This is a genomic window from Saccharopolyspora tripterygii (assembly GCF_054778355.1).
Map to the genome: position 1 here is coordinate 327890 of NZ_BAAGZP010000008.1, position 26332 is coordinate 354221.

General features: G+C 69.4%; 30 protein-coding genes. 10 read left to right on the top strand and 20 right to left on the bottom strand.

The annotated features are described in order from the left end of the window. Positions 1–4 precede the first annotated feature (4 nt). Both ygfZ and ACYVF3_RS06955 read right to left on the bottom strand, forming a co-directional pair. Positions 5–1147: a CAF17-like 4Fe-4S cluster assembly/insertion protein YgfZ gene (ygfZ, locus tag ACYVF3_RS06950; RefSeq protein ID WP_461153357.1), complete on the bottom strand. Its 1143-nt coding sequence runs from the start codon at positions 1145–1147 to the stop codon at positions 5–7. Between the two features lie 41 nt (positions 1148–1188). After that, positions 1189–1617 (bottom strand): Fur family transcriptional regulator, encoded by a 429-nt coding sequence (locus ACYVF3_RS06955; protein WP_461153358.1) that lies wholly within the window; start codon positions 1615–1617, stop codon positions 1189–1191. 95 nt (positions 1618–1712) lie between these two features. On the opposite strand from ACYVF3_RS06955, the gene ACYVF3_RS06960 reads away from it, so the two are divergent. Further along, the gene (locus tag ACYVF3_RS06960; RefSeq protein WP_461153359.1) at positions 1713–2567 is read left to right on the top strand and encodes an aminodeoxychorismate lyase; all 855 of its coding nucleotides are present in this window, start codon (positions 1713–1715) and stop codon (positions 2565–2567) included. Positions 2568–2690: 123 nt separating this feature from the next. On the opposite strand, the gene ACYVF3_RS06965 is transcribed toward ACYVF3_RS06960, so the two are convergent. After that, a complete protein-coding gene (locus tag ACYVF3_RS06965) occupies positions 2691–3332 on the bottom strand; it encodes a heme-binding beta-barrel domain-containing protein (protein ID WP_461153360.1) in 642 nt (213 codons plus the stop codon). A 27-nt stretch (positions 3333–3359) separates the two neighbouring features. Next, positions 3360–3590 carry a hypothetical protein gene (locus ACYVF3_RS06970; protein WP_461153361.1) on the bottom strand — a complete coding sequence of 77 codons (231 nt, stop codon included), beginning with the start codon at positions 3588–3590 and terminating at the stop codon, positions 3360–3362. A 1-nt stretch (position 3591) separates the two neighbouring features. Here ACYVF3_RS06970 and ACYVF3_RS06975 point away from each other — a divergent pair, with 1 nt between their 5' ends. Then, complete coding sequence (locus ACYVF3_RS06975; RefSeq protein ID WP_461153362.1) at positions 3592–4335, top strand: methyltransferase domain-containing protein; 744 nt, start codon at positions 3592–3594, stop codon at positions 4333–4335. Positions 4336–4540: 205 nt separating this feature from the next. On the opposite strand, the gene ACYVF3_RS06980 is transcribed toward ACYVF3_RS06975, so the two are convergent. The 6 genes from ACYVF3_RS06980 to ACYVF3_RS07005 all read right to left on the bottom strand — a co-directional run bounded on the left by ACYVF3_RS06980 (position 4541) and on the right by ACYVF3_RS07005 (position 8514). Beyond that, positions 4541–4840, bottom strand: coding sequence for a DUF1416 domain-containing protein (locus tag ACYVF3_RS06980; RefSeq protein WP_145741026.1), 300 nt, complete (start codon positions 4838–4840; stop codon positions 4541–4543). A gap of 32 nt (positions 4841–4872) precedes the next feature. Further along, complete coding sequence (locus tag ACYVF3_RS06985; protein ID WP_461153363.1) at positions 4873–5712, bottom strand: sulfurtransferase; 840 nt, start codon at positions 5710–5712, stop codon at positions 4873–4875. A gap of 32 nt (positions 5713–5744) precedes the next feature. Next, on the bottom strand, positions 5745–6188 hold the full coding sequence (locus ACYVF3_RS06990) for a DUF4395 domain-containing protein (RefSeq protein ID WP_461153364.1): 444 nt from the start codon (positions 6186–6188) through the stop codon (positions 5745–5747). Between the two features lie 321 nt (positions 6189–6509). After that, positions 6510–6947 carry a TlpA family protein disulfide reductase gene (locus tag ACYVF3_RS06995; protein WP_461153365.1) on the bottom strand — a complete coding sequence of 146 codons (438 nt, stop codon included), beginning with the start codon at positions 6945–6947 and terminating at the stop codon, positions 6510–6512. Next, a complete protein-coding gene (locus tag ACYVF3_RS07000; RefSeq protein WP_461153366.1) occupies positions 6944–7747 on the bottom strand; it encodes an LmeA family phospholipid-binding protein in 804 nt (267 codons plus the stop codon). Before ACYVF3_RS07000 ends, ACYVF3_RS06995 begins: the two co-directional genes overlap by 4 nt. Then, on the bottom strand, positions 7744–8514 hold the full coding sequence (locus tag ACYVF3_RS07005; RefSeq protein ID WP_461153367.1) for an alpha/beta hydrolase: 771 nt from the start codon (positions 8512–8514) through the stop codon (positions 7744–7746). Before ACYVF3_RS07005 ends, ACYVF3_RS07000 begins: the two co-directional genes overlap by 4 nt. Before the next feature lie 196 nt (positions 8515–8710). Here ACYVF3_RS07005 and ACYVF3_RS07010 point away from each other — a divergent pair, with 196 nt between their 5' ends. The 6 genes from ACYVF3_RS07010 to pstB all read left to right on the top strand — a co-directional run bounded on the left by ACYVF3_RS07010 (position 8711) and on the right by pstB (position 14791). Then, positions 8711–9478 (top strand): winged helix-turn-helix transcriptional regulator, encoded by a 768-nt coding sequence (locus ACYVF3_RS07010; RefSeq protein WP_461153368.1) that lies wholly within the window; start codon positions 8711–8713, stop codon positions 9476–9478. Between the two features lie 198 nt (positions 9479–9676). Next, positions 9677–10624, top strand: a complete 948-nt coding sequence (mshD, locus tag ACYVF3_RS07015; protein WP_461153821.1) for a mycothiol synthase — start codon at positions 9677–9679, stop codon at positions 10622–10624. 220 nt (positions 10625–10844) lie between these two features. Next, positions 10845–11960, top strand: coding sequence for a phosphate ABC transporter substrate-binding protein PstS (gene pstS / locus ACYVF3_RS07020; RefSeq protein WP_461153369.1), 1116 nt, complete (start codon positions 10845–10847; stop codon positions 11958–11960). 217 nt (positions 11961–12177) lie between these two features. Further along, on the top strand, positions 12178–13092 hold the full coding sequence (pstC, locus tag ACYVF3_RS07025) for a phosphate ABC transporter permease subunit PstC (protein WP_461153370.1): 915 nt from the start codon (positions 12178–12180) through the stop codon (positions 13090–13092). Then, complete coding sequence (gene pstA / locus ACYVF3_RS07030) at positions 13089–14003, top strand: phosphate ABC transporter permease PstA (RefSeq protein ID WP_461153371.1); 915 nt, start codon at positions 13089–13091, stop codon at positions 14001–14003. The genes pstC and pstA overlap by 4 nt, the downstream gene beginning before the upstream one ends. Positions 14004–14014: 11 nt before the next feature. Beyond that, positions 14015–14791, top strand: coding sequence for a phosphate ABC transporter ATP-binding protein PstB (gene pstB / locus ACYVF3_RS07035; protein ID WP_145741048.1), 777 nt, complete (start codon positions 14015–14017; stop codon positions 14789–14791). A gap of 275 nt (positions 14792–15066) precedes the next feature. Here pstB and ACYVF3_RS07040 read toward each other — a convergent pair whose 3' ends face one another. The 7 genes from ACYVF3_RS07040 to ACYVF3_RS07070 all read right to left on the bottom strand — a co-directional run bounded on the left by ACYVF3_RS07040 (position 15067) and on the right by ACYVF3_RS07070 (position 22831). After that, positions 15067–15921, bottom strand: a complete 855-nt coding sequence (locus ACYVF3_RS07040; RefSeq protein WP_461153372.1) for a helix-turn-helix domain-containing protein — start codon at positions 15919–15921, stop codon at positions 15067–15069. Positions 15922–16055: 134 nt separating this feature from the next. Continuing rightward, positions 16056–16703 carry a phosphate signaling complex protein PhoU gene (gene phoU / locus ACYVF3_RS07045; protein WP_461153373.1) on the bottom strand — a complete coding sequence of 216 codons (648 nt, stop codon included), beginning with the start codon at positions 16701–16703 and terminating at the stop codon, positions 16056–16058. 198 nt (positions 16704–16901) lie between these two features. Continuing rightward, positions 16902–19109 carry an LCP family protein gene (locus tag ACYVF3_RS07050; protein ID WP_461153374.1) on the bottom strand — a complete coding sequence of 736 codons (2208 nt, stop codon included), beginning with the start codon at positions 19107–19109 and terminating at the stop codon, positions 16902–16904. A 254-nt stretch (positions 19110–19363) separates the two neighbouring features. Continuing rightward, on the bottom strand, positions 19364–20218 hold the full coding sequence (locus tag ACYVF3_RS07055) for a GGDEF domain-containing protein (protein WP_461153375.1): 855 nt from the start codon (positions 20216–20218) through the stop codon (positions 19364–19366). Positions 20219–20508: 290 nt separating this feature from the next. Continuing rightward, positions 20509–20910, bottom strand: a complete 402-nt coding sequence (locus tag ACYVF3_RS07060; RefSeq protein ID WP_461153376.1) for a hypothetical protein — start codon at positions 20908–20910, stop codon at positions 20509–20511. Positions 20911–20913: 3 nt separating this feature from the next. Continuing rightward, a complete protein-coding gene (dusB, locus tag ACYVF3_RS07065) occupies positions 20914–22068 on the bottom strand; it encodes a tRNA dihydrouridine synthase DusB (RefSeq protein WP_461153377.1) in 1155 nt (384 codons plus the stop codon). A 136-nt stretch (positions 22069–22204) separates the two neighbouring features. Continuing rightward, a complete protein-coding gene (locus tag ACYVF3_RS07070; protein WP_461153378.1) occupies positions 22205–22831 on the bottom strand; it encodes a superoxide dismutase family protein in 627 nt (208 codons plus the stop codon). Positions 22832–23235: 404 nt separating this feature from the next. On the opposite strand from ACYVF3_RS07070, the gene ACYVF3_RS07075 reads away from it, so the two are divergent. Next, on the top strand, positions 23236–23535 hold the full coding sequence (locus ACYVF3_RS07075; protein WP_461153379.1) for a hypothetical protein: 300 nt from the start codon (positions 23236–23238) through the stop codon (positions 23533–23535). Between the two features lie 9 nt (positions 23536–23544). On the opposite strand, the gene ACYVF3_RS07080 is transcribed toward ACYVF3_RS07075, so the two are convergent. Together ACYVF3_RS07080 and wzt are read right to left on the bottom strand one after the other, a co-directional pair. Beyond that, the gene (locus ACYVF3_RS07080) at positions 23545–23916 is read right to left on the bottom strand and encodes an ArsC/Spx/MgsR family protein (protein ID WP_461153822.1); all 372 of its coding nucleotides are present in this window, start codon (positions 23914–23916) and stop codon (positions 23545–23547) included. A 50-nt stretch (positions 23917–23966) separates the two neighbouring features. Continuing rightward, entirely contained in the window at positions 23967–24788 is an 822-nt protein-coding gene (gene wzt / locus ACYVF3_RS07085) for a galactan export ABC transporter ATP-binding subunit Wzt/RfbE (protein WP_461153380.1), read from the bottom strand. An 83-nt stretch (positions 24789–24871) separates the two neighbouring features. Between wzt and ACYVF3_RS07090 the strand changes: the two genes are divergently transcribed. Further along, entirely contained in the window at positions 24872–25486 is a 615-nt protein-coding gene (locus ACYVF3_RS07090) for a TetR/AcrR family transcriptional regulator (protein ID WP_461153381.1), read from the top strand. A 4-nt stretch (positions 25487–25490) separates the two neighbouring features. On the opposite strand, the gene ACYVF3_RS07095 is transcribed toward ACYVF3_RS07090, so the two are convergent. After that, a complete protein-coding gene (locus ACYVF3_RS07095; protein ID WP_461153382.1) occupies positions 25491–26291 on the bottom strand; it encodes an alpha/beta fold hydrolase in 801 nt (266 codons plus the stop codon). Positions 26292–26332: the final 41 nt, after the last annotated feature.

Below are 26332 nucleotides of genomic sequence, written 5' to 3' on the forward strand. Positions count from 1 at the left end.
TGAGTCACCGGCCGCGAAGCCGATCCGCGGCGACCCGACCGGGCGGCTCGCCCGAATCCGGTGCCACCGAATCCGGATCAACCGCCGCGGCCACCGCGCGCTCCTCCGCCGGATCGCCGGCCATCAGCTCGGCGTCGATCGGGGCCGAGCGCTTGAGCAGCGCCAACGCCACCGGCCCGAGTTCGTGGTGCTGGACCACGCTGCCGACCCGGCCGACCTTGCGGTCGCCGTGCATCACCGGGTCGCCGACCTCCGGCGAGACCTCCACCGAGCCGTCCAGGTGCAGCAGCACCATCCGGCGCGGCGGCTTGCCGACGTTGTGGACCTTCGCGACCGTTTCCTGACCCCGGTAGCAGCCCTTGGCCACGTGCGCGGCGAGGTGGATCCAGCCCAGCTCGTGCGGGATCGCGCGTTCGTCGGTGTCCAGGCCGGGACGCGGGCGCAGCGCTTCCACGCGCAGCGACTCGAACGCCATGGTCCCGGACGGGCGGATGCCCGCGTCGGTGAGCTTGAGCCACCAGTCCACCAGCGATTCGCGCGGGACCAGCAGGTCGTAGGTCTGCAGAGCCCGGTACGGCACGTTGCGCACGAAACCGCCGCCGGGCAGGCCGCGCACCTCGTAAGGAGCGGAGGGGACCTCGGTGAACCCGGCGAGGACACCGCCGGCGTCCGGACCGATCGCGGTCAGCACCGCGAGCTCGGAGGTGGCGTCACGCGGCTCCACCTTCGACCAGAACCGCATCGCGTCCAGGTACTGCAGCAGCGTCTGCCTGCCGTTCACGCCGATCGTCGGCAGCGCGCTGGTGGCCTCCGCGCCCGCGTCGGTGTCCAGGTACACGACGCCCTCGTGGTGAGCGACCATCATGTGGCTGTCCACCCGGCCGTGGGTGTCGAGCACCAGCGCCTCGGTGCCCTGCCCGTCCTGCAGCTCCGTGAGGTGCTGCGAGAGCACCAGGTGCAGCCAGCTCAGCCGCTCCTCGCCGGGAACGGCGATGACCTCGCGGTGCGAGCGGTCGACCAGCACCGCCGAGCGCGCAGCCGAGCGCTGCTCGGCGAAGGGGTCGCCGAAGTGCCAGGGAACGCCGCTGTCCACCGACTCGTCAGGCGCGGGAACCGCGCCCGGCAGATCCAGCAGGGGTGACCTCATTCAAGCGCTCCTAGGGTGGTCGTGCTCGTGCCTCACCGGTATCAGCCGATGTTGGCGGCCTGGCATTCCCGGCAAGTGCCGGACAGCGCCAGGTGCGTGGCGTCCAGGGCGAAGCCGCGCTCGCCCCGCAGCTTGTCGGCCAGCTCGTCCATCGTCTCGATGGCCACCTCGTCGATCCGGCCGCAGCGGTGGCAGGAGAGGTGTACGTGCCCGTGCTCCTCGGCGGAGTAGGTGGGGGCTCCGTGGCCGAGGTGGGTGTGCCGCACCAGATCGAGCTCTTCGAGCAGGTCGAGCGCCCGGTAGATGGTGGTGATGTTGATCGTGGGCGCGGTTTCCTGCACCTTCTTGCAGACCTGCTCGGGCGTGGCGTGGCCCAGTTCGCGCACGGTGTCCAGCACCAGCTGGCGCTGCAGCGTCATGCGCATGCCACGCTGGTGCAAGGTGCTGCGCAGCGATCCCTGGTCGCTCAATGCCCGCTCCTGTGCTCGGCGCGCTCGGATGGAAATCCACCCTCGATCGTAACCTCCGGGCCCACCCCCGGAACTGGAAGCTCTACCCTTCCGGCATGCGCGTACTGGCACTTTTGGACGGGACCCTGGCCGACCCCGAAGCCCCGCTGTTCCGCGCCGACGACCTCGGCGTGATGCGTGGCGACGGCTGCTTCGAGACGATCCTGGTGGTCGACCGGAAGCCGCGCGAGCTCGGCCCGCACCTCGACCGGATGGAGCGGTCGGCGCGGCTGATGCAGATGGAGCTGCCGGACCGCGAGGCGTGGGAGCGCGCGGGTCAGGCCGTCATCGACGCGTGGCCGTGGGAGTCCGAGCCGGAGATGGGGCTCAAGTTCGTCTGCACCAGGGGCATCGACGGCGGCGACGGCACACCGCACGGCTTCGCGATGGGCATGGACGTCGGTCCGGAGACCAAGCGCAAGCGCGACAGCGGGGTCGACGTCGTCACCCTCGACCGCGGCTACTCGCCGGGCCTGATGGAGCGCGCCCCGTGGCTGCTGCTGTCGGCCAAGACGCTGTCGTACGCGGTGAACATGGCGGCGCTCCGCGAGGCCGAATCGCGCGGTGCCGACGAGGTCGTCTTCACCGCCGAGGACGGCACGGTGCTCGAAGGCCCGACCTCGACGGTCGTGCTCGCGCAGGGCCGGAAGCTGCTGACCACGCCGCCCGCGTCCGGAGTCCTGCCCGGCACCACCCAGGGCGCGCTGTTCCGCGCTGCCGAGCGGGCCGGCTGGGAGACCGAGGTCGTCGACTTCCCGACCTCGGCGCTGTTCGAGTCCGACGGGGTCTGGCTGGCCTCCAGCATCCGCCGGATCACCCAGGTGCGGGCGATCGACGGGACACCGGTCAAGGCGGACGACTCCCTGCACACCGAGATCGTCGACCTCTACGAGTCGAACTACCACCCCTGAGCCCAAGACCCGCACCAATGCCAGCGGGGACTCAATTTCTTAAGTATTTGAACGTCACCCGGGTGAAGGTCAAATACTTAAGAAATTGAGTCCCCGCGCACTTGGGTGCCGGTTGCTGGGGGCTCAGCCCGCGACTCGGTCGAGCTTGGCCGAGAGGCGGGGTTGGAGTTCGTGTTCCGAGGTCGCGCGCTCCTCGACGTAGGCGAGGGCTCCGTCGACCACGCCGTAGAGGCGGCTGGCGGCGGTGACGTCCTCGCCGGTCGGGGTGCGCAGCACGGCGTCGGTGCCGAACTCCCAGGTCGTGGTGTTGCGCGGCTGCCCGATGAACAGCTCGGTGACGCCGGTCGAGTGCATCAGCATCAGCTCGATCGTGTCGTCCGGCTGCGGGCGCAGGAAGCCCTGCTCGCGGAACTCGGGACCGACGACGTTGCCGCCCTCGCCGTCCAGCCGCCACGCGCGGCTGGAGTAGATCAGGAACGGGCGGCCGTCGTGGGAGATCGTCACCTGCTGGAAGAACCGGTAGGTCTCCTCCATCGACGGGTGCGAGGCCTCGCCCTCGCCGCGCCACACGCCGACCAGCGGCAGCAGCGACAGGCAGGCGTCATCCAGCGAGGGGCCTTCCCGCAGGTTCGCGGTGTCGCCCTCGCCGGGGAGATCGTCGAAATCCGGGACGTTGATGTCCCGGGTGGTCTTGGCGCGTTCCGCCGCCGCGGCTACTGCGGCGTCGCCGCTGCCGGGCTGCGGGTCGTTCGGCGTTGCAGTCATCGCTTCGAGGCTACAACGAGGCCGTGATCAGTCGTTGTACAGGCGGTACACCACGTAGAAGGCGAACCAGACGGTCGCGACCGCAGCGAGTCCGACGAGGGTGACGAGGCCGTAGTGCAGAAAGTCGAGGAGTTCCACGCGGGCAAGGATAACCACCGCAACGCCCCGGTGGACTGTGGCGTGCGGCATGATCTGCGTGGTGAGCGGCGCGGACAGGCCGCTGAACACCACGAACGTCAGAGCCGGGACGAGGATCACAATGGACTTCGAGACGCTGCGCGAGCGCGCGCTGGCCTACCGCGAGCAGCTGCTGGCTCGCAAGGACAAGATCGCGCCGGCCGACTTCGGTTGGTACCCGTACGACACGATGGCCAACATCTTCCACCTGGACGCCCTGCTCAGCGGCCCGCAGCGGCAGGTGTTCGACGGCATCGCGGGCACCCGCATCGCCGACATCGGCGCCGCGGACGGCGACTTCGGGTTCTTCCTGGAGGACGAGCTGGGCTGCGAGGTCGACCTGATCGACAACCCGCCCACCAACTTCAACGGCCTGCGCGGCGCCCGGCGCCTCGTCGAAGAGCTGCCCTCACGCGCGCAGGTGCACGAGATTGACCTCGACGCGCAGTTCCGGATGCCGGCCGAGCGCTACGGCGCGGTGTTCTTCCTCGGGTTGCTCTACCACCTGAAGAACCCGTTCCTGGTGCTGGAGAGGCTGGCCGAGCGCGCTGAGCTGTGCTTCGTCTCGACGCGCATCGCGCAGGTCGCGCCGGACGGCACCCGCATCGCCGACCAGCCCGTCGCGTACCTGCTGGACCCGGCCGAGGCGAACAACGACGCGACGAACTTCTGGATCTTCAGCGAGACCGGGCTCCGTCGCATCTTCGACCGCACCGGCTGGGAGGTCGTCGACTTCACCACGGTCGGTTGCCAGGAGGATTCGGACCCCCGGACCCCGGATCGCGACGAGCGGGCCTTCGCCCTGCTCCGCTCCCGCAAGGTCTGACCCCGGGCGAGACCACCTGCCCGCGCGTCGGGAATCCCAATTTCGCGCGAAATTGGGACGCTCTGTGCGGGACTTCAATTTCGCGCGAAATTGGGATCGCCACTCGGCCGGGTGCGGGTGGGAGCGGTCGGGGTCGTGCTGACGGTTCGTCGGGACGGCGAAGGGCCGGCACCCCGAGAGGTGCCGGCCCTTCGAAACGCGCTGATCAGGCGACGGCGATGTCCACCGGGTGAACGCCGGTGCCCGCCGGGGAGACCTGGGACTCGCCCTTGCCGCTGCGGTGCAGCGCGCGGACGGTCCAGTCACCCGGAGCGGCGTAGAACCGGAAGTCGCCCTCGTCGGAGGTGACGACCTCGGCGGTGAACTCACCGGAGGAGTCCAGCAGGCGGACGAAAGCCCCGCCGACGGGCGAGTCCCCGGACCGGACCTTGCCGGACACCACGACCTGGTCGGTGGCCTCGTCGACCGCGGTTGCCGACTGCTGCGGCGCTCCGCATCCACTCATGTCACAAACTCCTTGCTCGGTGTTTCCGGCTGTCAGGCCTCGGACGGGTTCTCGATCGGCACGCCGATCAGCGAGCCGTACTCCGTCCAGGAGCCGTCGTAGTTCTTGACGTTCTTGTTGCCCAGCAGTTCGCGCAGCACGAACCAGGTGTGCGAGGAACGCTCGCCGATGCGGCAGTAGGCGATGGTGTCCTTGCTGGTGTCCAGCCCGGCCTCGCCGTAGATCTCCTTGAGCTCCTCGTCGGAGCGGAAGGTGCCGTCCTCGTTCGCGGCCTTGCTCCACGGCACGTTGATCGCGCTGGGGATGTGGCCGCCGCGCTGCGCGGCTTCCTGCGGCAGGTGCGCCGGGGCCAGCAGCTTGCCGGAGAACTCGTCGGGGGACCGCACGTCGACCAGGTTCTTCGTGCCGATGGCGTCCACGACCTCGTCCCGGAAGGCGCGGATCGAGGTGTCCGGCTCCTGGGCCTTGTAGGTGGTGGCGGCCTTGTTCGGCTCGTCCTTGGTCAGCTCGCGACCGTCGAGCTCCCACTTCTTGCGGCCACCGTCGACCAGCTTGACGTCGCCGTGCCCGTAGAGCTTGAAGTACCAGTAGGCGTAGGCGGCGAACCAGTTGTTGTTGCCGCCGTAGAGCACCACGGTGTCGTCGTTGCTGATGCCCTTGGCCGACAGCAGCTTCTCGAAGCCCTCGCGGTCGACGAAGTCACGGCGGACCTGGTCCTGCAGGTCGTGCTTCCAGTCCAGCTTGATGGCGCCAGGGATGTGGCCGCCGTCGTAAGCGGTGGTGTCCTCGTCCACCTCGGCGAACACCACTCCGGCGGTGTTCAGGTTCTCTTCGGCCCACTCGGTGGAGACCAGGACCTCTGCGCGGCTCATCGAGCGACTCCTTCGTTGATCTTCGAAACGGGTCAGTCTGTCGTGGACGCCCCGGCCGGTGCGAACCGGCGGAGCACCAGGTACATCTGGCAGCCGAGGCAGTAGCCGAACACCGCGTTGAGCAGTGCCGCCACCAGGGCTAACGCGTTCGCCACGACGCCGAGAGCGGTCAGGTCCGCCGCGTAGCCGATCATGGCCACGAGGGTGAAGACGAAGCCGACTCCCTGCGAGAAGCGAACGGGTGCGGGGTCTTCGCGCTCTTCCGGTGCGACCGGCGCCAGCTTGGGCTGCACGGTGCTCCGGTACAGCGCGCCCCACGGGTTGAGCTGCATTCCGATGAACGCGCACAGACCGAACAGAACCATCTGGGCCGCCATGACACGCCAGCTCGTGGTGACCAGGCCGAGCGCGAGGATCACGCTGGTGATCGCCGCTGTGAACCTGACCCCACGTGGATCGAGCGTCGTGACTGACATCTTGGAAGGCCTCCTGACGATGTGGACTGGGTCTGCCGAGTCCGTCAGGCGGTGGAGCGCGCGCCGGCGAGAGTCATGAGGGCATGACGAGGCCGTGCTGTGAGCGCGTACTACCGCCCGGTCAGTGCCTTCAACACAGGCTGCTACCCACGCGGCAGAGATCAACCGCGCGCCTTCGGGTCAGCAGTACATGCACGCCTGGGAGGTTACCCGGACCGACCGATCGCCGGGAAGAATGTTCATACAGTGGGACGGATGTGGGGGTGGGGAAGTTCTCATGAAAACTTCCCCCACCACCGGACCGGCCGACGACCTGATGCGTCACAGGTGCGGCTGGATCGCCTCGGACAGCGCCTGCGGGCGCGGGACGCCGCCGACGCGGAAGAGCTCGCGGCCCGCGCTGTCCAGGACCAGCGTCGTCGGGGTGCTGTGGACCCGCAGCGGCGTCGACCACTCGGGGTGGTCGGTGAGGTCGACCTCCACGTGGCGGACGTCGTCGGTCTTGCCCGCGAAGTCGGCGAGCAGGATCCGGGCGTGCCTGCACGGCTGGCAGAACGTGGTCGACAGCTGCAGCAACGTCACCTTCGCCTCCGGGTCCGGGGCGTCGGCGAGCCGCTGCCTGAGCCCGTCGGGGAAGTGGTCGGTCACGATCTCCTCACCTCCTCCTCGGCGCACCTTGCCCTGCCTCGACTGCCACACCAGCCCGAACACCAGCGCCACCGGCACCGCGATGAGCAGCGCGATCACACCCGGGCTCATCCCGTGGTCACCCCGTTGCCGCTGATCGTCACGTTCTCGGCGGTGCCCTCGACGACCAGCGCGCCGCGCTCGGCGCGCACCGCCGTGGGCTGCACCTCGAAGGGCAGCATCCCGGGGTCGAGGGTGGTGTTGAACTGCTTGAGCACCGACTGCTCGAAGATGGGCGGCAGGTCGATCGGGCCCAGCGCGCTGTTGTTCAGCTCCAGCTTGCGCGGCTCGATCTCCATCTTGCCGTTGACCAGCGACAGCACCGCGATCACGCGGACCTTGTTCTCCGAGCCCGCGATGTTGACCGTGCCGTCGAGCTGCACCGGCGCGCGCTGGTCGTCGCCGCCCTCGGCCAGCCGCTTGTCGGACTCGCTGATGTTGCCGTCGTCGTCGGCGAGGGCGTTCGGGGCGGCCGGCTCGATCGTGAGGTCCTGAATCCCGATCAGCCGCGCGACGTCGGAGGCCTTCAGCTTCACCCGGCCGACCAGCTGATCGACCGTCAGCTCCTGGGCCGTGCCCGCGATGACCTGCGAGGTCGAGACCTTGGCGCCGTGCAGGTCGGCTTCGATGTCGACCTCGTTGAAGGGCTCGACCGGCACCGAGTTCGCCACCAGCTGCACGTCGCGGTAGTTGCCCGCCGCGACCTGGGTCAGGAACGGGAACCCGTTGATCGAGACTTCGGGCTGCTCCTGCAGCTTGAGCTGCTGGGCCACCTTCTTCGACACCTGGTACTCGGCGATCGCGGCCGTGCCGAAGTCGGCGGCGACCAGGAGGCCGATGAGGATGACGAGGGTGATCGCGAGCTTCTTCACTCCGAGCGGTCCGTTCTGTCGGGGCGCCGGGGGCCCGACCGGGCGCGATCGGGTGGCCCCACTGTATCGAGAGCCCAGGCCGCGATCTGATCCACCAGCTCCGGAGTGGTGGAGCTCTCCGCGTGCCGCATCCCTTCGACCAGCCAGAACTCACCGCCTCCCGCCTCGCTGAGGGCGAGCGCGTCGCCCGGTGGGAAGTAGTGATCCTCGGCACCGTGGACGATCAGCTGCGGCACGTCGATGCGGGTGGCGAGCTCGATCGGGGAGATCGGGACGCGGGGCCACGGGCCGGCCAGCCGCACGCCCAGCAGGCGCGCGCTCAGCCGGCCGTGGGGTTGTTCGAGCAGCCAGTGCACCCTGCGCATCGCGGGTGTGTCGCGCACGAACCAGCGGGCCGGGCTGCTCACCGAGATCACGGCGTCCGGCGGCGTCCCCAGCGCGGCCTGCCGCAGCACGACCGAGCCGCCCAGCGAGAACCCGACGGTGACCACGCGCGCGCACCCGATCGCGCGCAGGTGCGCGACGGCGACGTCGATGTCCATCGCCTCGTTCGGCCCGACGGTGGTCCGGCCGCCGGAGCGGCCGTGGCCGCGGAAGTCCGTCGCCAGCACCGGCCCGTGCGCGGACAGCCGCGCCAGGACCTCGCGGACGGCGGGTTTGCGGACGTGGTTGGTGAAGCCGTGCCCCACCACGAATCCCATGGGCGCGGGCAGTCCCGGGCCGGGGTGCAGCACGCCGCGCAGCCGCGTCCCGTCTTCTGCGCGCAACGTGACGGAACGGTCCCGAAACACTCCGGAAACACGGCGTCCCGCTCCGTTCACAAATGTGACGCCCTCGGTTGGACCTGGGTTTTTCCACCGCATGTCGGTTATTCTCCTAGGCATCCACAGGCAACGACGCCGAGTCATCGGACCACCACGTCCATGACCGCCGGTCGTTCTCGCCTGGAGATGGAGGCCCCCCATGAGCTCCGAATTGCTCCTGCTGACCAGCGAATCGGATTGCGATGCGGTCCTGCCCTCGCTGGCCCTGCTGCCGCACCGCGTCCGGGTCCTGCCCGCCGATCCCGGTGCCATACTGTCCGGCGGTGCCCACGACGTCGTGATCGTCGACGCCCGCTCCGACCTCGCCGGTGCGCGAGACCTGTGCCGCCTGCTGGCCGCCGGTGACGCCCCGCTGATCGCCCTGGTCAACGAGGGCGGTCTGGTGACCGTCAACTCCGAGTGGGGTGTCGACGACATCCTGCTCCCGACTACCGGCCCGGCCGAGGTCGACGCCCGGTTGCGCTTGCTCGTCGCCCGCCACAACAACGCCTCCGCCGGTGGCGAGGGCTTGCTGAGCGTCGGTGACCTGGTCATCGAGGAAGCGACCTACACCGCGCGGCTCCGCGGCCGCGCCCTCGAACTGACCTACAAGGAGTTCGAGCTGCTGAAGTACCTGGCCGGGCACGAGGGCCGGGTGTTCACGCGGGCTCAGCTGCTGCAGGAGGTCTGGGGCTACGACTTCTTCGGCGGCACCCGGACCGTGGACGTGCACGTCCGGCGGCTGCGCGCCAAGCTCGGCCCCGAGCACGACTCGATGATCGGCACCGTGCGCAACGTGGGCTACAAGTTCGTCCGCCCGAACCGCGGTGGCGCCTCGACGCCCTCCCCGCTCGCGGCCGAGGTCGCCGCCGACGCCGCGGCGACGGAGTCCCGCGAGACCCCGGCCGACTTCCGCATCAACGCCTGACCGCGACACGACATCACCACCTGACCGCGACTCGGCATCACCGCGGGTCCGGCGGAGCGGTTGCGGGAGCAGCCCGGTTTTAAAACTGGGAAGTGGTGCGGCGGGAGCCCTTGTTGCGGAGATGTCTCCGGCGGAGTCCCGAGCGTTCTGGGCCGGGAGCTTCGGCGCGTGCGCGTGGGTAGGGTCGTGGGCGTGCAGCTGACTTGGCGCAACGGACTGAACGACAGCGAGACGGCCGAAGTGATGGCCCTGCTCGACGAGACGGAGAAGGCCGACGGTGTCGCCCCGGTCGGTGAGCACGTGATCTTGCGGCTCAAGGCCCACCGCGACGTCGTCCACCAGATCGAACCGGTGCAGGCCGACGTCCGCTCCGAGCACTTCATCGTCCGCGATTCCGGCGGGGCGCTCGCCGGGTACGCGCACCTGGACACCGAGCACGAGTCCGGCGCCGGCCAGCTGGTCGCCGAGCTCGCCGTTCACCCGGAGCGCCGCCGCCTGGGCGCGGGCACCCGGCTCGTCGAAGCGCTGCTGGAGCGCGCCGAGCTGGGCACCGACCCGAGCTCGGACACCGGCAGGCTGCGGATCTGGTCGCACGGCGAGCACCCGGGCGCGCTGCGGATGTCCGAGCGCTACGGCTTCCACCGCCCCCGCGAGCTGTGGCGGATGGGTCGTGACCTGGCCGGGGCCGAGCTGCCGGAGGCGCAGCCGCCCGAGGGCGTCGCGCTCCGCACCTTCCGGCCGGGCGAGGACGAGGCCGAGGTCGTGCGGGTCAACCACCGCGCGTTCGCCTGGCACCCCGAGCAGGGCGACATGACCGAGCAGGACGTGCGGGCCAAGGAGCAGGAGGACTGGTTCGACCCGGAGGGCTTCTTCCTGGCGGAAGACGACTCGGGCGCGCTGCTCGGCTTCCACTGGACGAAGGTGCACCCCGACGGCACCGGCGAGGTCTACGTCGTCGGCGTCGATCCGCACGCGCAGGGCGGTGGCCTGGGGAAGTCACTGACCGTGGTCGGTTTGCGTCACCTTCGAGACACCGGGCGTAGCCGCGTGATCCTCTACGTCGAGGCCGACAACGTCCCGGCCGTGAAGGTCTACCAGCGGTTGGGCTTCGCGAAGCTGGACAGCGACGTTCAATTCGGGCGCTGACCCGAGAATGCTCTGAGTCACGCCAGGACCGGAAGATCCACCTCCCTCTCAGCCATTGGTGTGTGGCCCTGCTTACTTAGCGTGCCTTGTTCACTTCGCGTTCATTTGGATGGCGAGGGGCGTCCACCCACGCTGCTTAGCGTCAGTCCCAGCGGCAAGAAGCACGGGCCTGCGCGGCTCAGCCGCGCCCCGCAAGTGTCCCCTTGGGTGGAGGAACGAAGTGAGAATCAAGCGGCACAGTGCTGCGTTGGCCGTCTTCGCCGCGGGTGCGCTCGTGCTCGCCGGCTGCGGCTCGGACCAGAACGTCCCGCAAGGCGGCGGAAACCCGGCGCTCGACGGCCTGCAGGTCGAGTGCGGCACGAAGCCCATCTCCGGAGAGGGCTCCTCGGCGCAGAAGAACGCGGTCGACGTGTTCGCGCGGGACTACGGCCTCAAGTGCCCGAACCAGACGGTGAACTACACCAAGTCCGGTTCCGGCAAGGGCGTGGCGGCCTTCACCGCCGGCCAGATCGACTTCGGTGGCTCCGACTCCCCGCTCAAGGAGGAGAAGGGCGAGGTGGCCAAGGCCGCCGAGCGCTGCCAGGGCAACCCGGCCTGGAACCTGCCGATGGTCTTCGGCCCGGTCGCGATGTCCTACAACATCCCCGGCGTCTCCGACCTGACCCTCAACCCCGACGTGATCAGCAAGATCTTCAAGGGTGAGATCAAGAAGTGGGACGACCCGGCGGTCAAGGCGCTGAACCCCAACGCTCAGCTGCCGTCGATCGACATCGTGCCGTTCTTCCGCTCGGACGAGTCCGGCACCACCGAGAACTTCCAGAAGTACCTCAAGACCGCCACCGGCGGCGCGTTCGCCGGTGAGGGCAAGACCTTCCAGGGCGGGCCCGGCGTCGGCCAGGGCCGCGACGGCTCCGACCAGGTCGCGCAGTCGGTCAAGGCCACCGAGGGCGGCTTCACCTACGTCGAGTGGTCCTTCCCGAAGAACCTCGGCCTCGGCATCGCCAAGATCGACAGCGGCGCGGGCCCGGTGGAGCTCAACACCGCCAACGTCGGCAAGGCCATCGAGGGCGCCAAGATCGAGGGTCAGGGCCACGACCTGCGCGTCGACCTCGACTCGATCTACGGCAACAAGTCCGCGGGCGTCTACCCGATCGTGCTGAACACCTACGAGATCGTCTGCTCGAAGGGCTACGACCCGGAGACCGCCAAGGCCGTCAAGGCGTTCCTGACCGTCGCCGCCAACGCCAACCCGGAGCAGCTGGAGAAGTCCGGCTACGTCCAGCTCCCCGAAGGCTTCAAGACCAAGGTCTTGGACGCCGTCAACGCCATCTCGTGAGAGTGACCGGGCCCGCCCTCACCTCGGGCGGGCCCCTGGTCCAACGGACAAAGATGAGAGGCTGCAAACAGCAGTGACCGACTCAACGAGAGCCGTTACGCGCCCCGCGGACACCACCGGTGACCGGCGGGGCTCTTCGGCGCCCAGTTCCGGACCGGAGGCTCCCATTTCCGCTCCACAGACGACAGCGGGCAAGCGATCCCGCGTCGGCGACAAGGTGTTCTCCTCGCTCGCCACCGCGTCCGGGGCCTTCGTGGTGGCGGTGATCGCGGCGATCGCGATCTTCCTGCTCATCCGGGCCGTCCCCGCCCTCCAGGTGAACCAGGTGAACTTCCTGTTCAGCCGGGAATGGGACACCAAGGACCCGAACAACATGAGTTTCGGGATCTTCGACCTCGCGTGGATCACCGTGGCCAGCTCCGTGGTCGCGCTGGTGATCGCGATGCCGCTGTCCGGCGGGATCGCCCTGTTCCTCACGCGCTACGCGCCGAAGACGCTCGCACGCCCCTTCGCCTACATCGTCGACCTGCTGGCCGCCGTGCCCTCGGTCGTGTACGGCCTGTGGGGCTTCCTGGTCCTCGGACCGTTCCTCAAGCCCGTGTCGAACTGGCTGAACGGAACGCTCGGCTGGATCCCGATCTTCGGCCAGGGCAACATCTCCCAGGTCGACTCCGGCGCGAACGTGTTCACCGCCGGGATCGTGCTCGCCGTGATGATCATCCCGACGATCACCGGCGTGACCCGCGAGGTCTTCGCCCGCACCCCGGACTCCCAGATCGAGGGCGCGCTGGCGCTCGGCGCCACCCGCTGGGAAGTCATCAAGACCACCGTGTGGCCCTTCGGCCGCAACGGCTTCGTGGGCGGCTCGATGCTCGGCCTCGGCCGCGCGCTCGGCGAGACGATGGCGCTGACCATCATCCTGAGCTGGACCGCCGCACCGCCCGGGTACAGCATCTTCGACAGCGGAGCGACCTTCGCCTCCAAGATCGCCCTGGGCTCCGCGGAGTTCAACAACAACCTGCAGGTCGGGGCCTACATCTCGGCCGGTCTGGTGCTGTTCATCATCACCTTCGCAGTCAACGCGATCGCGCGCTGGATCGAGAGTGCGGCCGGCGCTAAGGGGAAGTCATGAGGACCGACGCTGCCGACGTGGAGCAGCTCGCAACCGCGCCGGCCTTCCAGAGCATCGGCTTCGGCCGGAAGTTCAAGGACAACCTGGCGACCGTCCTGTTCGTGGCGTCGTTCGCGCTCGCCGTCATCCCGCTGCTGTGGGTCCTGTGGACGCTGCTGGAACGCGGCCTCCGGCCCGTCCTCAGCGCCGACTGGTGGTCGCACTCCTTCAAAGGCCTGCTGCCCACCGACTTCGGCGGCGGTGTCTACCACGCCCTGGTCGGCACGGTCTTCGAAGGCCTGGTATGCCTGGTCATCGCGGTCCCGCTGGGCGTGATGGTCGCCGTCTACCTGGTCGAGTACGGGCAGAACTCCAAGCTGGCCAAGACCGCGACCTTCATGGTCGACATCCTCAGCGGCCTGCCCTCGATCGTGGCCGGGCTGTTCATCTACGCGCTGTGGATCACCACCTTCGGCCTCACCCGCAGCGGCTTCGCGGTCGCGCTGGCCCTGCTGCTGCTGATGCTGCCGGTCGTCGTCCGGGTCACCGAGACGATGCTGCTGATCGTGCCGAACGAGCTGCGCGAGGCGGCCTACGCGCTGGGCCTGCCCAAGTGGAAGACCATCGTGCGGATCGTGCTGCCCACGGCCCTGTCGGGCATCGTCACCGGCGTCATGCTCGGTCTGGCGCGCGTGCTCGGTGAGACCGCACCGCTGCTGATCCTGGTCGGGTACTCCTCGGCGATCAACTTCGATCTCTTCAACGGGGAGATGGCGTCGCTGCCGCTGACCATCTTCATGGAGCGCAGCACCGGAACCGATGCCGGCCTGGACCGGATGTGGGGAGCGGCGCTGACCCTCGTGATCGTCATCATGCTGATCAACCTTGCCGCGACGGGTCTGTCCAAGATCTTCGCGATCAAGACCAAGTAGGGACATTCGATATGGCCAAGCGTCTCGACATCAAAGACCTGAACCTGCACTACGGCAAGTTCCACGCCGTGCAGGACGTGACCCTGCAGGTCCCGGCCCGGAGCGTCACCGCGTTCATCGGTCCCTCCGGTTGCGGGAAGTCCACCGTGCTCCGGTCGCTGAACCGCATGCACGAGGTCATCCCGGGCGCCCGCGTCGAGGGCAAGGTGATGCTCGACGGCGAGGACGTCTACGCCAACGACGTCGACCCGGTGCAGGTCCGCAAGACCATCGGCATGGTCTTCCAGCGCGCCAACCCGTTCCCCACCATGTCCATCCGGGACAACGTGGTGGCCGGGCTCAAGCTCGCCGGCGACAAGAACAAGTCGCACCTCGACGAGGTCGCCGAGCAGGCGCTGCGCGGCGCGAACCTGTGGGAAGAGGTCAAGGACCGGCTCAACAAGCCCGGCGGCGGTCTCTCCGGTGGTCAGCAGCAGCGCCTGTGCATCGCCCGCGCCATCGCGGTGCGGCCCGACGTGCTGCTGATGGACGAGCCCTGCTCCGCGCTCGACCCGATCTCGACCCTGGCGATCGAAGACCTGATCTCGCACCTCAAGCAGGACTACACGATCGTCATCGTCACCCACAACATGCAGCAGGCCGCGCGCGTCAGCGACCAGACCGCGTTCTTCAACCTGCGCGCGGTCGGTGAGCCCGGCCAGCTGGTGGAGATCGACGAGACGGGCAAGATCTTCTCCAACCCGACTCAGAAGGCCACCGAGGACTACATCTCCGGCCGCTTCGGCTGATCTTGCTCCTGTCCAACTGAAAACTACTCAGTGGTATCCCTGCTCAGCGGTGCCAGAAGCGGAACCTGACACGCCTTCTGGCTCCGGGATCCGAGACTTGAGTATGAACGGATACGCGGCGCTACGGCTGTCCTCCCCAGAAGACGTGTCAGAACCCGCGGCGGTGCGGGTTGCTCAGGTGGGGTACTGAGAAAACGCCTTCGGCGCTTGCCTGACGGTGTTTGAGTCAACAAGAGCGGGGCTTCCCTTGGGAGGCCCCGCTTTTCGTGACCCCGTCAGGTGGGGAGTTCGTCGGCTACCGAGGAGACGAAGGCGCTGGAGTCCTTGGGGCTCAGGGCGTTCGTGCAGACCTGCTCGAAGGCCTTGAGGTAGTCGGACGTGTCCGCCGCCTTGTCGAGGAAGCGCGAGTTGGCAGAGTCGCCGAGGTGCACGACCTGGGGGTCGGCTTCGTCGGTGAAGGAGAACACCGCTGCCCGGTCGCCCATCAGCGGGTGACCGCCCACGCTGAACGGCAGGACCTGGATGGTGACGTTGCGGCGGTAGCCCAGCAGCACCAGGTGCTCCAGCTGCTGCCGCATCACGCCCGGGCCGCCCACGCAGCGCCGCAGCGCCGACTCGTCGAGAACCGCCCACAGCTCCAGGGGCTGGTCGCCGAGCAGGCGCTGCTGGCGGGTGGTCACGACCTTCAGGCGCTCGGTGATCTCGTCGTCGGTGAACACCTGCGAATCCGAGGTCAGCAGGGCCCGCGTGTAGTCGGTGGTCTGCAGGAGCTCGGGCAGCGGGTCGCTGCCGAAGCAGCTGACCGCCTTCGCCGAGGTCTCCAGCCCCAGGTAGGTCTGCAGGCCGGGGCGTTGCGCGGTGCTCGGGTACTGCTGCCACCAGCCGCGCTGCTTGGAGTCCTGGGCCAGGTCGATGAGCGAGTCGAGCTGATCGCCTGCGCCGTAGAACTCGGCCATCAGCCGCACGTCGGAGGTGCGCACCGGCACCCTGCCCAGCTCGATCTGGCTGATCTTGCCCTGCGAGCAGTCCAGGTGGGCGGCGACCTCGCGGTGCGTGCGACCGGCGATCTCGCGGAGCCGGCGCAGTTCACTTCCCAGGCGACGTCGGTGCACGGTCGGACTCTTACCCACCGAGCACCTCATCGGTACGAGTTCGGTCGCATCTCACTCGAAAGAGGATGGCACACGATGATCGCAAACATCGAGTGCTGAGACCGACTATTAATACTTCCGGAACGAGATCGCCGATGACCAGCGGGAACGGATCAACGGGAAGGCATCTTTCCGGTCACGATGAACTCGACCCGGCGTGCCACCGCGACCGCGTGGTCGGCGAAGCGCTCGTAGAAGCGGCCCAGCAGCGTGACATCGACGGCCGTGGCGACCCCGTGCTCCCAGTCGGGGCTCATCAGCACCGTGAACAGGTGCCGGTGCAGGTCGTCCATCTCGTCGTCGACCTCGTCCAGCAGCCGCGCGGCCTCGACGTCCTGGGTGCGGATCACCGTGCTGACCTGGTGCGCCAGCTTCACGGCGATGCGGCCCATCTCGGCGAAGTAGGCGGCCACGTCGGCCGGGAGCACCGCGTTCGGGTGGCGGCGGCGGGCGGCCTTGGCGACGTGCAGGGCGAGGTCGCCCATCCGCTCCATGTCCTCGGCGGCGTGGATGGTGGCGATGACGCTGCGCAGGTCGCCCGCCACCGGCGCCTGCAGCGCCAGCAGGCCGAAGGCGTACTCCTCGGCCCGGGACCGCGACTCGTCGATCAGCGAGTCCTCGTCGATGACCTGCTCGGCCAGGCTCAGATCGGTCTCCAGAAGCGACTTCGTGGCGCGCTCCATCGCCGTGCCGACCATCGCCGACATCGAGGCGAGAACGTCGGTGAGCATGCCTAGTTGTTCCTGGTAGACCTCGCGCATGTCACCCAGCGTACTGCTCCGCGGAATCGGACAGAATGACCTGTGGTGAACCGGAGGTGAAATCGTCGTGATCGACGAGCGGATCTTGGCCGATCACCGCAGGTCAGAGGCTGTGTCCGGGTCTTGCGTTAACGGTTGAGAGACCGCCCGGGAGTGGCAGGTCGACGGGCTGCCGGTGCAGCGCCGGGCGGACCTCTCTCAGTTACCGCCTTCGCCGCCGGTCGGCGTGGACTGCGCGGCCTTCTGCGGCGTGGCGTCGGTGGTCATCGGTGCACCGTCGATCATCGACTGGAACAGCGACTTCGCCGCGTCCTCCCGCAGGACCTCCATGCCCTCGTCGTTGGCGTAGCCGGTGGTCGGGACCGTCGTGAAGGAGACCTTGTTCGGGTCCAGGCCCTGCAGCTGCTGGCCGAGGTCCATCAACCGGTCGGCGCCCACGTTGTCGCCGAAGGTGTTGGCGCTGACCGCCTTGACGAAGTCGCTGAGCTTGCGCGGGTCCAGCAGGACCTGGCTGGACATGGTCTTGCGCAGCAGCGACGACAGGAACGTCTGCTGACGCTCCATGCGGCCGTAGTCCGAGGTCGGGTCGCCCTTGACGTGGCGCGCGCGGACGTAGGTGAGGGCCTGGTCGCCGGTCAGGTTGTGCTGCCCGGCCTCGGGGATGACCGTGCCGAGCGTCTCGTCGACGATGGGCTTCTCGGTGCTGATCTCGACGCCGTGCACCGCGTCGACCATGGACTTGAAGCCGTTGAAGTCGATGCCCAGGAAGCTGTCCATCCGCAGTCCGGAGACCTGCTGGATGACCTTGGTGGTGCACAGCGGGCCGCCGACCGCGTAGGCCTCGTTGAGCCGCGCGCCCTTCTTGGCGGGGACGACCTCGTTGCTGTACTTGCCGGTGGCGGAGTCCCAGCGCTGGCAGGCGGGCATGTCCACCTGCAGGTCGCGCGGGAAGGACACCATCACCACGCGGCTCCGGTCGGCCGGGATGTGGGCGATCATCGTGGTGTCGGAGCGCGCACCGGGTTCGTCGGCCTCGGAACCGACGCCGTCGGCGGCGCTGGCACCCGCGCGCGTGTCGGAGCCGATCATCAGGAAGTTCTGGTCGCCCGCCTGCCCGGCGACGTCCTTGATGTCGGAGGAGTTCGGATCCAGCGCGAGCACAGCGGGAGGCCCGAACAGCGTGGTCGCGCCCCAGGCGAAGCCCAGCGACAGGAACACGGTGAGCGACGCCGCGACCGCCACGGCCATCACGATCAGGTGCGTGCGGCGCTTGCGCTGCTTCTTCTTCCACTCCATCCGCGACGCCCCGCCGCGATCGTCGTGGAAGTCGAACGGCATGTCGCTGCCGAGCTCGGGTTCCTTCTTGTTGCCGGGCAGCCACGCGTAGCGCTTGCGGCGCTTGGCCTCCTCGGCGGCGATCTCGTCGTGCACCGCGGAGAACCGGGCGAGCGTGAGGTCGATCTGCTCGATGTCGTTCTGGCGCTCGCCGCCGTCGTCGACGGCCTCGCCGCCGACCTCCACTTCGTCGTCGAACTCGTCGAGCTCGGAGTAGCCGTCGGCGGGCGCCACGATCGCCGTCTCCTCGGCCCGCTGGACGGGCGGAGGAGTGGGCTTGGCGGGCTGCTGCGGTGCGGCGGCCGCGGGCTTGGCCGGTCGCGCGGGCTGCTCCGGCCGCGGGGCGGCGGGCACGCGCGGGTGCTGGGTGGTGGCGTCCATGTCCGCCGGCGGGCGGGACGGGTTCGGGCGCGGGTTGCGGCCCGACGGGGGTGAGACCCGCTGCGGGGTGTCGGCGCCCAGCGCCTGGCTGATCCGGGTCGCCTCCTCGCCGGGCGGCTCGGGGTTGCGCCGGGCGGGCCGGGCGGCGGCGCCACCGGCGAACGCGGCGGCGGTGCCCGGAGCGGCGGGCGGCGGCGTCGGGCGCTGGTTGCGCCCGGACGGCGGTGACACGGGCCGGGCCGGGGGCTGCTGGGTCGGGCGGGGGCCGGTGCCGGGCGGGGTCCAGCCCGCCGGGGGCGCCGGGTTGTTCGGCGGAGCCGGTGGCGTGGGCATCGGGCGGCTCGGCGGTGCCTGCCGGGGGCGGCGGCCGGACGGTTCGGGGGACGTCCAGGCCTGCGGCGGTTCCGGCGGTGCCGGCGGAGCGGCCCTGCGCGGGCCGGTCTGCGGAGGTTTCTGCGGGGATTGCGGTGCCGAGGGCTGCTGCGGCTCAGCGGCGCGGCGGTGGCCTGAGGTGTTCGGGCCCTTGCCGTGCTTGGACAGCAGGTCGATCACTCGGGTGCCACCGGTGCCGTCCTCGGACAGCGCTCGTCGGCGACGTCCGGAACCACTTGCCGAACCGTTGGCATCGGCGTCCTCGTCGGGGCGGGTACGCCGGTGCCCGAAGTCGCCATGCCGGGGGTCTTGCGGCACGCGTGTTCCCTCCCAACCTGCCTCAGTCATCGTTCTGCGAATCGGTCTGACGCGCTCGATACTCCCCGACATGTATCGCGTGGCGCCTCGAAGATAGTACGGCTGATCGCCCGAACTGACGATAGCGCCGACAATTTCTTCACAATCAGTGCACGATCCTACCGCGCGGCTCGTCTGTTGCGACTAGCCGTGCTAAGCCAGATGACCGGTACGCGCGGAAATTGAATACACCCTGTGCTCTCGTTCAGTTGCGATCAGTAGCCGGCGGCCCGTCTTCCGGGTTCGGTGACGCGCTCCGCCGCTGCCCCGGCCAACCGGACCTCCGCGCCCTTGCGGTACGCGACGGCGTTCCGGCCGGCCCGCTTGGCCGCGTACAGCAGCGCGTCGGCCGAGATCAGCTGCTGCTCGCCCGACACGGGTCCGCCTGCGCCCTGCAGGTGCGCGACGCCGATGCTGATCGTCACGCCGAGCCCTCGGGCCATGGTCTCCCATCGGAAGTGCTCGACCCGCTGCCGGGCCGCTTCGCACACCTGCACCGCGGAGTTGGGCAGGATGTGCGGGAGCACGAGCACGAACTCCTCGCCGCCGTAGCGGGCGCAGAACGCCCCGTCCGGCAGCGCTTCCTGCAGCAGGTCGACCACGCGCTGCAGCACCCGGTCCCCGAACAGGTGGCCGTAGGTGTCGTTGACGAGCTTGAACCAGTCCAGGTCGATCAGGGCCACGGCCAGGCCCTCACCGGTCATGGCGTTCTCCGCGACCAGGTCCGCGAGCCGCTCGTCGAGGTACCGGCGGTTGTAGCTGGCGGTGAGGCTGTCCCGGAGGCTCTCCTCGCGGGCCTTGGCGTGCTCCCTGCGCAGCACCTCGACCTCGCTGCGCAGCTGCTCGGGCACGGCCGGCTTGTCCGAGGACATCATGTCCAGCGCTGAGCGCAGGTGGTGGTACGCCTGACGCCACTGGCCGCGGGAGGCCAGCAGCCGCGCGATGGACTCGTGCAGCTCCGCCATGCCCGTGCCGCTGGCCACTTCCTCACGGCTGCGGGGCGTGGGCGGTTGCGGCACCTCGCCGCTGCCGGAGTGCGGGTCTTGCCCGGCGAACCCGTTGCGGATCACGTCGACCACCTCCCGTCCGCGCTGTCATCGGTTTGACGCAAACGATCATGCCGTTGGACTCGCCCCACGTCTCGATTCGCGCGATCGGGTGAAGCTGTCGGCGAGCGGAGACCGAGTCTCGGCTCCTAGGTGTGTACCGGTCGGAGGCCCTGGTGTGGAAGCGAATCGGTTCGGACCCACCCGCACGGACGAGCAGGCCAGTGTCGGGTTCGCATCACCACCCTGCAACCGTACCGAGGTGATCTTGGCCGCACGGCGCGTCTTTCGGGACGTGCCGGGCAGTTCTTCCATTATTGAGGACAGGGTGCGAACGCGAACGTCCGTCCGTCGAGGACCACGAGGTGTTGTGACCCGATTTGATGACCGGTGGCGCTGCCGTTCTCGCGGGTGGTGACCTCGACGCCGATCGCCCAGATCTCGCCGCGCGGGACCACGCCGTCGGTGGCGAACCCGGGATCGGGCCGCAGCGTGCTCCAGGCGGGGTCCAGCCGGACGGTGAGATCGCCGAGTTCGCACGTGCTGTCGGTGAAATCGGGGTGCTGCGTGCGGCGGAAGAAGTCCTGCTGCGCCTGCGGACCGGCGGCCGCGGCGGCGTTGTTGTCCGCGAAGTAGCCGCGGAAGTCCGGCGGTTGAGGTGCCGCGGTGCAGCCGGACACGCAGAGTGCGGCGATCAGCGGCCAGACCACTCGCACGGGTCAGCCGCCGCTGGAGTCGATCTCCGCACCGGCGGGCACGGTGGCGTCGTCGGGGTCGTCGAGCCAGCCTTCCGGCAGCACGACCTTGCCCGCTGATCCCTGCCGTCCGCGCGGGCCTTCGGCGTCGACCGGGAACGGCACCTCCGGGTCGAGCTGGGCCAGCAGGTCGTCGAGCTGCGCGAGGCTGGAGACGAGTCCGAAGCCCTGCCGCAGGTCGGAACCGACCGGGAATCCCCGCAGGTACTGCGACATGTGCTTGCGCAGGTCCCGAAGGCCCTTCTCCTCACCCATGTGGTCGGCGAGCAGTTCGGCGTGCCGCCGCAGGACTCGCGAGACCTCGCCCAGGTCAGGGCCTTCCGGAACGGGCTGCCCGGTGAACGCGGCCTGCAGGTCGCGGAAGAGCCAGGGCCGTCCGAGGCAGCCGCGACCGACGACCACTCCGTCGCAACCGGTTTCGGCGACCATCCGCAGCGCGTCGTCGGCGCTGAAGATGTCGCCGTTGCCGAGCACCGGGATGGAGGTGACGTGCTCCTTGAGCGTCCGGATCGCCGACCAGTCGGCGGTTCCGGAGTAGCGCTGCGAGGCCGTCCTGCCGTGCAGCGCGACCGCTGCGGCGCCGTTCTCCTCGGCGAGGCGTCCGGCGTCGAGGTAGGTGATGTGCTCGTCGTCGATGCCGATGCGGAACTTCACGGTGACCGGCACGCCGGCCGGCTCGGCGGCCTCGACGGCGGCGCGCACGATGTCGGCGAACAGCCGCCGCTTGTAGGGCAGCGCCGATCCGCCGCCCTTGCGCGTCACCTTGGGCACCGGGCAGCCGAAGTTCATGTCGACGTGGTCGGCGAGGTCCTCGTCGACGATCATGCGCACGGCCTGGCCCATGGTCACCGGATCGACGCCGTAGAGCTGCATCGAGCGCGGGTGCTCGTCCGCGTCGAAGGTGATCATCTCCAGCGTCTTCGGGTGCCGCTCGACCAGCGCCCGGCTGGTGATCATCTCGCACACGTAGAGCCCGGCGCCGTACTCCCGGCACAGCCGCCGGAACGCGACGTTGGTGATGCCGGCCATGGGCGCGAGCACCACCGGCGGATCGACCTCGTGGGGCCCGATCCGCAGCGTCTTGGCGCCCGTCGCGGCGGGCAGGTCCAGAGCGGTCATCGTGCCCATTGTCCCTGACGCCCGACCTCGATCACCGGTGACCTGCGCGACGTGCGTGGTGTGACGGAGACGAGGAGGGACGTACGTGGGGGTGGGGAAGTTTTCATGAAAACCTCCCCACCCCCACCCGTGCGACTCAGAAGTCCGCGGTGATGCAGGCCAGGCGTCCGCCGGCGGTGCCCGCCTTGCCCGCCTCGGTGTGGGTGTGGGTCTCGTGGATGACCACGGACTGGGCGTCCTCGCGCGTGGCCAGGGCCCAGGTGCCCTCGGCGGTGGTGGCGGCGTTGCCCTGGGCGTCGGTGTGGAAGTCCAGCCAGACCTCGTTCTGCGGGTTGGCGAAGGCCGGGTCGACCGACGGCTTCACCGGGTCGGCCTTCTCCTGGTAGTGCGACCCGGCGTCCTCGCCGGTCGGGCCGCAGGGCTTGACGTGCACGTGACCGCCGTAGGCGCGGTTCGGCTGCAGGCCCTTGACCTCGACGGTCACCTTGTTCTTGCCGTCCGCGCTGGAGGAGGCCACGTTGATCTGCCCACCGACCGGCACCTGGTCCGGCTTGTAGGTGATGGCCTTGGCGGTCGGCGAGAAGTTCTCGAACGAACCGGAGGTCTGCTTGCCCGCAGCGGACTGACCCTGGGCGGGCGCCTGCGGGGCGTTCTCGTGCTGCGCGTGCTCGGCCGAGTCGCCCCCGCCGCAACCGGCGACCAAGGCGCCGGCGGTGCACAGGCTCAGGATCGAACCGAGCAGTCGCGTCCGCTGCTGAAGCATGAGTATCCGTCCTTAGTGGTTGCCGACGGATCGGCGCCGTTTCTGCCCGCGCGAACGGTTCAGGGCCGTGCCTGTTCACCGGCTGCGCGGGCAATCCCTTCCCTGGGAATTTGATCCTATGTGCCCGAGGTTGCGGTCCAGCATCGCAGGGGCCACGCGGAAGTTCCCCTTCCGCTCGAGGCGGAAGCGGGTCGCAGCTCGACACGATCAAGCAGGCCGCAGGGAGGTTTTCGTCACCCCCGGGAGCCTCTCGTCCACAGTGGATCGGCTGCGCTCGGAGATCGCCCGGGCGGGTCATCTCGCTCATCCGAATGGCCCATCGGTCCACCGGAGCGTTGCGGATGAGCCGCGACCTCCCCTAACCTGTTACTCGAAGTAACAGGTTGCCCCCGGAGGAGGTCGCGATGCCGGTCCCCGAGGCGTTCTCGAAGCTGGTCGACAGCACGGTCGCGCAGACGGCGAAGTTCTACGAGCAGGTCCGCGACGACGCGTCGGAGCACGTCGCGCGCTTCTCCGGGCGAGCCGCGGGCTGGACGGATCACGCGGGCGCGGTGGCGGTCGAGTTCACCGAGGACGCCGCGATCAAGGCCGCCGCCGCGAGCCGGTCGGCGGCGGAGAAGGTCGCCGGCGCCACCAGCGGCCTCGCCGAGAACGTCGGCGAGCGCATCATCCGCGTCGGCGAACGCCTGAGCCGCCGCGACTGACCTGTCCGGTCAGGCGTTCTGCTCGGCGTCGATCACGCGGCTCACCGATTCCGCGTCCCGGCCGACGACGGTCGTGCCCTCGGACGCGGTGATGATCGGCCGCTGGATCAGCTTCGGGTTCTCGCTCATCAACCGCAGCCAGTCGGCCCGGTGCTCGGAATCCTTCGGCAGATCGGGGAGTCCGAGCTCGTTGGCGACGGCCTCACCGGTGCGCGCGATGTCCCAGGGCTCCAGTCCCAGCCGCTCCAGCACGGCTTCGAGCTCGGCGACGGACGGAGGGTCCTCCAGGTAGCGCCGCACGGTGTACCCGGCCCCGACGGCGTCGAGCTCGCCGACGGCGGAACGGCACTTCGAGCACTGCGGATTGACCCAGATCTCCATCACGTCCCCAGCCTAGACGGGGTCTTCCCGTGGTCGACGCGGTGCGGATTTCAGAAATCCCCTCGGGGGACGGCGCCGCGGTGCCTGAGAGGCATCTGGGGATGCGTCGCGTTCCCAGGCGCGGGCCGGGTGATCGGGTGTCCCTTGTAGGCGGCGAGGACGTCGCGCACGTCGCCGGTCATCCGGATCGCACCTTCGTCCATCCAGATCGCCGTCGTGCACAGCTCGAGGAGGAGTTCGTCGGAGTGCGAGGCGAACACCAGCATCCCGGAGCGCTCGACCAGGTCCACCACGCGCTGCCGGGCTTTCGCGATGAAGGCCGCGTCGACGGCGCCCAGCCCCTCGTCGAGGATCAGGATCTCCGGGTCGATCGTGGTGACCACCCCGAGGGCCAGCCGCACGCGCATGCCCGCGGAGTAGGTCCGCAGCGGCATGTGCAGGTAGTCGCCCAGCTCGGTGAAGTCGGCGATGTCGTCGGCGCGCGCCTGCATCTGCTTGCGGGTCATCCCCAGGAACAGGCCTCGGATGACGATGTTCTCGTGGCCCGAGACCTCGGGGTCCATCCCGACGCCGAGGTCGAAGACCGGCGCGACCTTGCCCTGGACCCGCGCGGTTCCGCGGGTGGGTTCGTAGATGCCGGACAGCAGTCGCAGCAGCGTCGATTTGCCGGCCCCGTTGTGCCCGACGAGCGCGACGCGATCGCCGTCGTGCAGCGAGAGCGTGACGCCGCGCAGCGCCTCGATGACGGGCACCTTCGCGCCGGTTCCGATCTTGCCGCCGACCTTCCCGAAGACCTTCTTCTTCAGCGAGCGCGTCTTCGCGTCGAAGATCGGGAAATCGACGTAGGCGTCGCGCACCTCGATGTTCACCACGACATGGCCTCGCTCTCCCAGATGAGAATGGAAATTATCATTCTCATATTGTCGACGGGAAGGCGGGCGGTAGCGTCATGGCGATGAGCGCCCCGCACTTCCGGCCGCCGCAGCAGGCCCGCAGCCGAGAGACCTTGCAGAAGGTGCTGACCTCGGCCGAGCAGGTGCTGAGCGTCGGCGGCATCGAGGACTTCACGGTCGCGGCCGTCGCCGAGCGGTCGGGGATGTCGGTGGGAGCCATCTACCGCCGCTTCAGCGGCAAGGAGCAGCTCCTGGAAGCCGTGAAGGACCAGCTCCTCGAACAGCTGGAAACCGGTGTGGCGCAGGCGCTCCGGTCAGCGGATCCGGGACTCCGGGGCGCGATCGGCGCCTTCACCACCGCGATGGCAGGGGCCTTCTCCGGTCATACCCGGACCTTCCCCGACCTGCTCAGCGTCCAGTCGGCGGGAGGGGCCGAGCGCGGGTTGCAGGCGCTCGACGCCGTTCAGCGCGCCCTGCTCGACGCGGTCGAACCGCACCTGGGAGAGGTCGCCCGGCCGGAACCGCGCGCGGCCGTGCGCTTCGCCGCCCGCACCATCATCGGCTCCTGCGTGCACCGGGCGGCCAGCTGCGACGCCTGGCCGGACGGCCTGACCTGGACCGACTGGGCGTCCGGAAGCGCGGGGATGGTCTTGGCGCACTTGACTTCTCGCGATTGAGGGCTCATCGAGCGGTGCGGGACCAGAGGTCCAGCAGCGCGCGGTTGACCTCGTCCGGTTCCTGGACGTGCGGGTAGAAGCCGGGGACCGTCAGCAGATCCGCGCCGATGCGCTCGGCGAGGACCTGGGCGGCGATGGTGAGCGGTTCGCCCGCGAGTCGCCGGTAGGCCTCCGGTGCGTTCGCCCAGTCGCCGACGACCACGAGCGAGGGCCAGTCGGCCTCGGCGATCGGGCCGAGCTCGACGGCGGCGTCCCAGCAGGGTCGTTCGCCCATGCTCGTGCGGGCGACGCGAAGGCGCTCGGGCGTCGCGGTCGGCGCCGGCATGCCGACGCTGCCGGTGGCGAGCGTCAGGTACTCCTCCGCGCTCATCTCCGCGGGCAGCGTTCCGGTGGCGGCGCGGCTGCGGGCGAGGCATTCCGCGATCACCGGGTGCTCCTCGGCGACCCGCAGCGATCCCGGCTGGATGAGGCACAGCGACCGGACGAGGTCGGGGCGCTGGGCAGCGGCCAGCAGCGCGGCCACACCGCCGTAGGAGTGCCCGACCAGGTGCGCGCCGTCGCCCAGCAGGGAGACGACATCGGCGGCGTCGACCTCGTAGTCGGTCCGGTGCGGGCCGTCGAGGTCCGGGCTGCCGCCGTGGCCGCGCCGGTCCAGCAGCAGGATCCGGCGGTGCGCGGCGAGCGCCCGCTGGTGGCCGAAGCCGTAGAGGTCGTCGTCGCCCCAGGCGAGCACCCCGTGGACGAACACCGCGGGCGGCTCGGCGGCGCCGGGCTCGGCGAGGACCGTCACCTTCACCTCGGTCATGCACCTGATCGAAGCAGAACCGACGCCGTGCGCGCACCGTC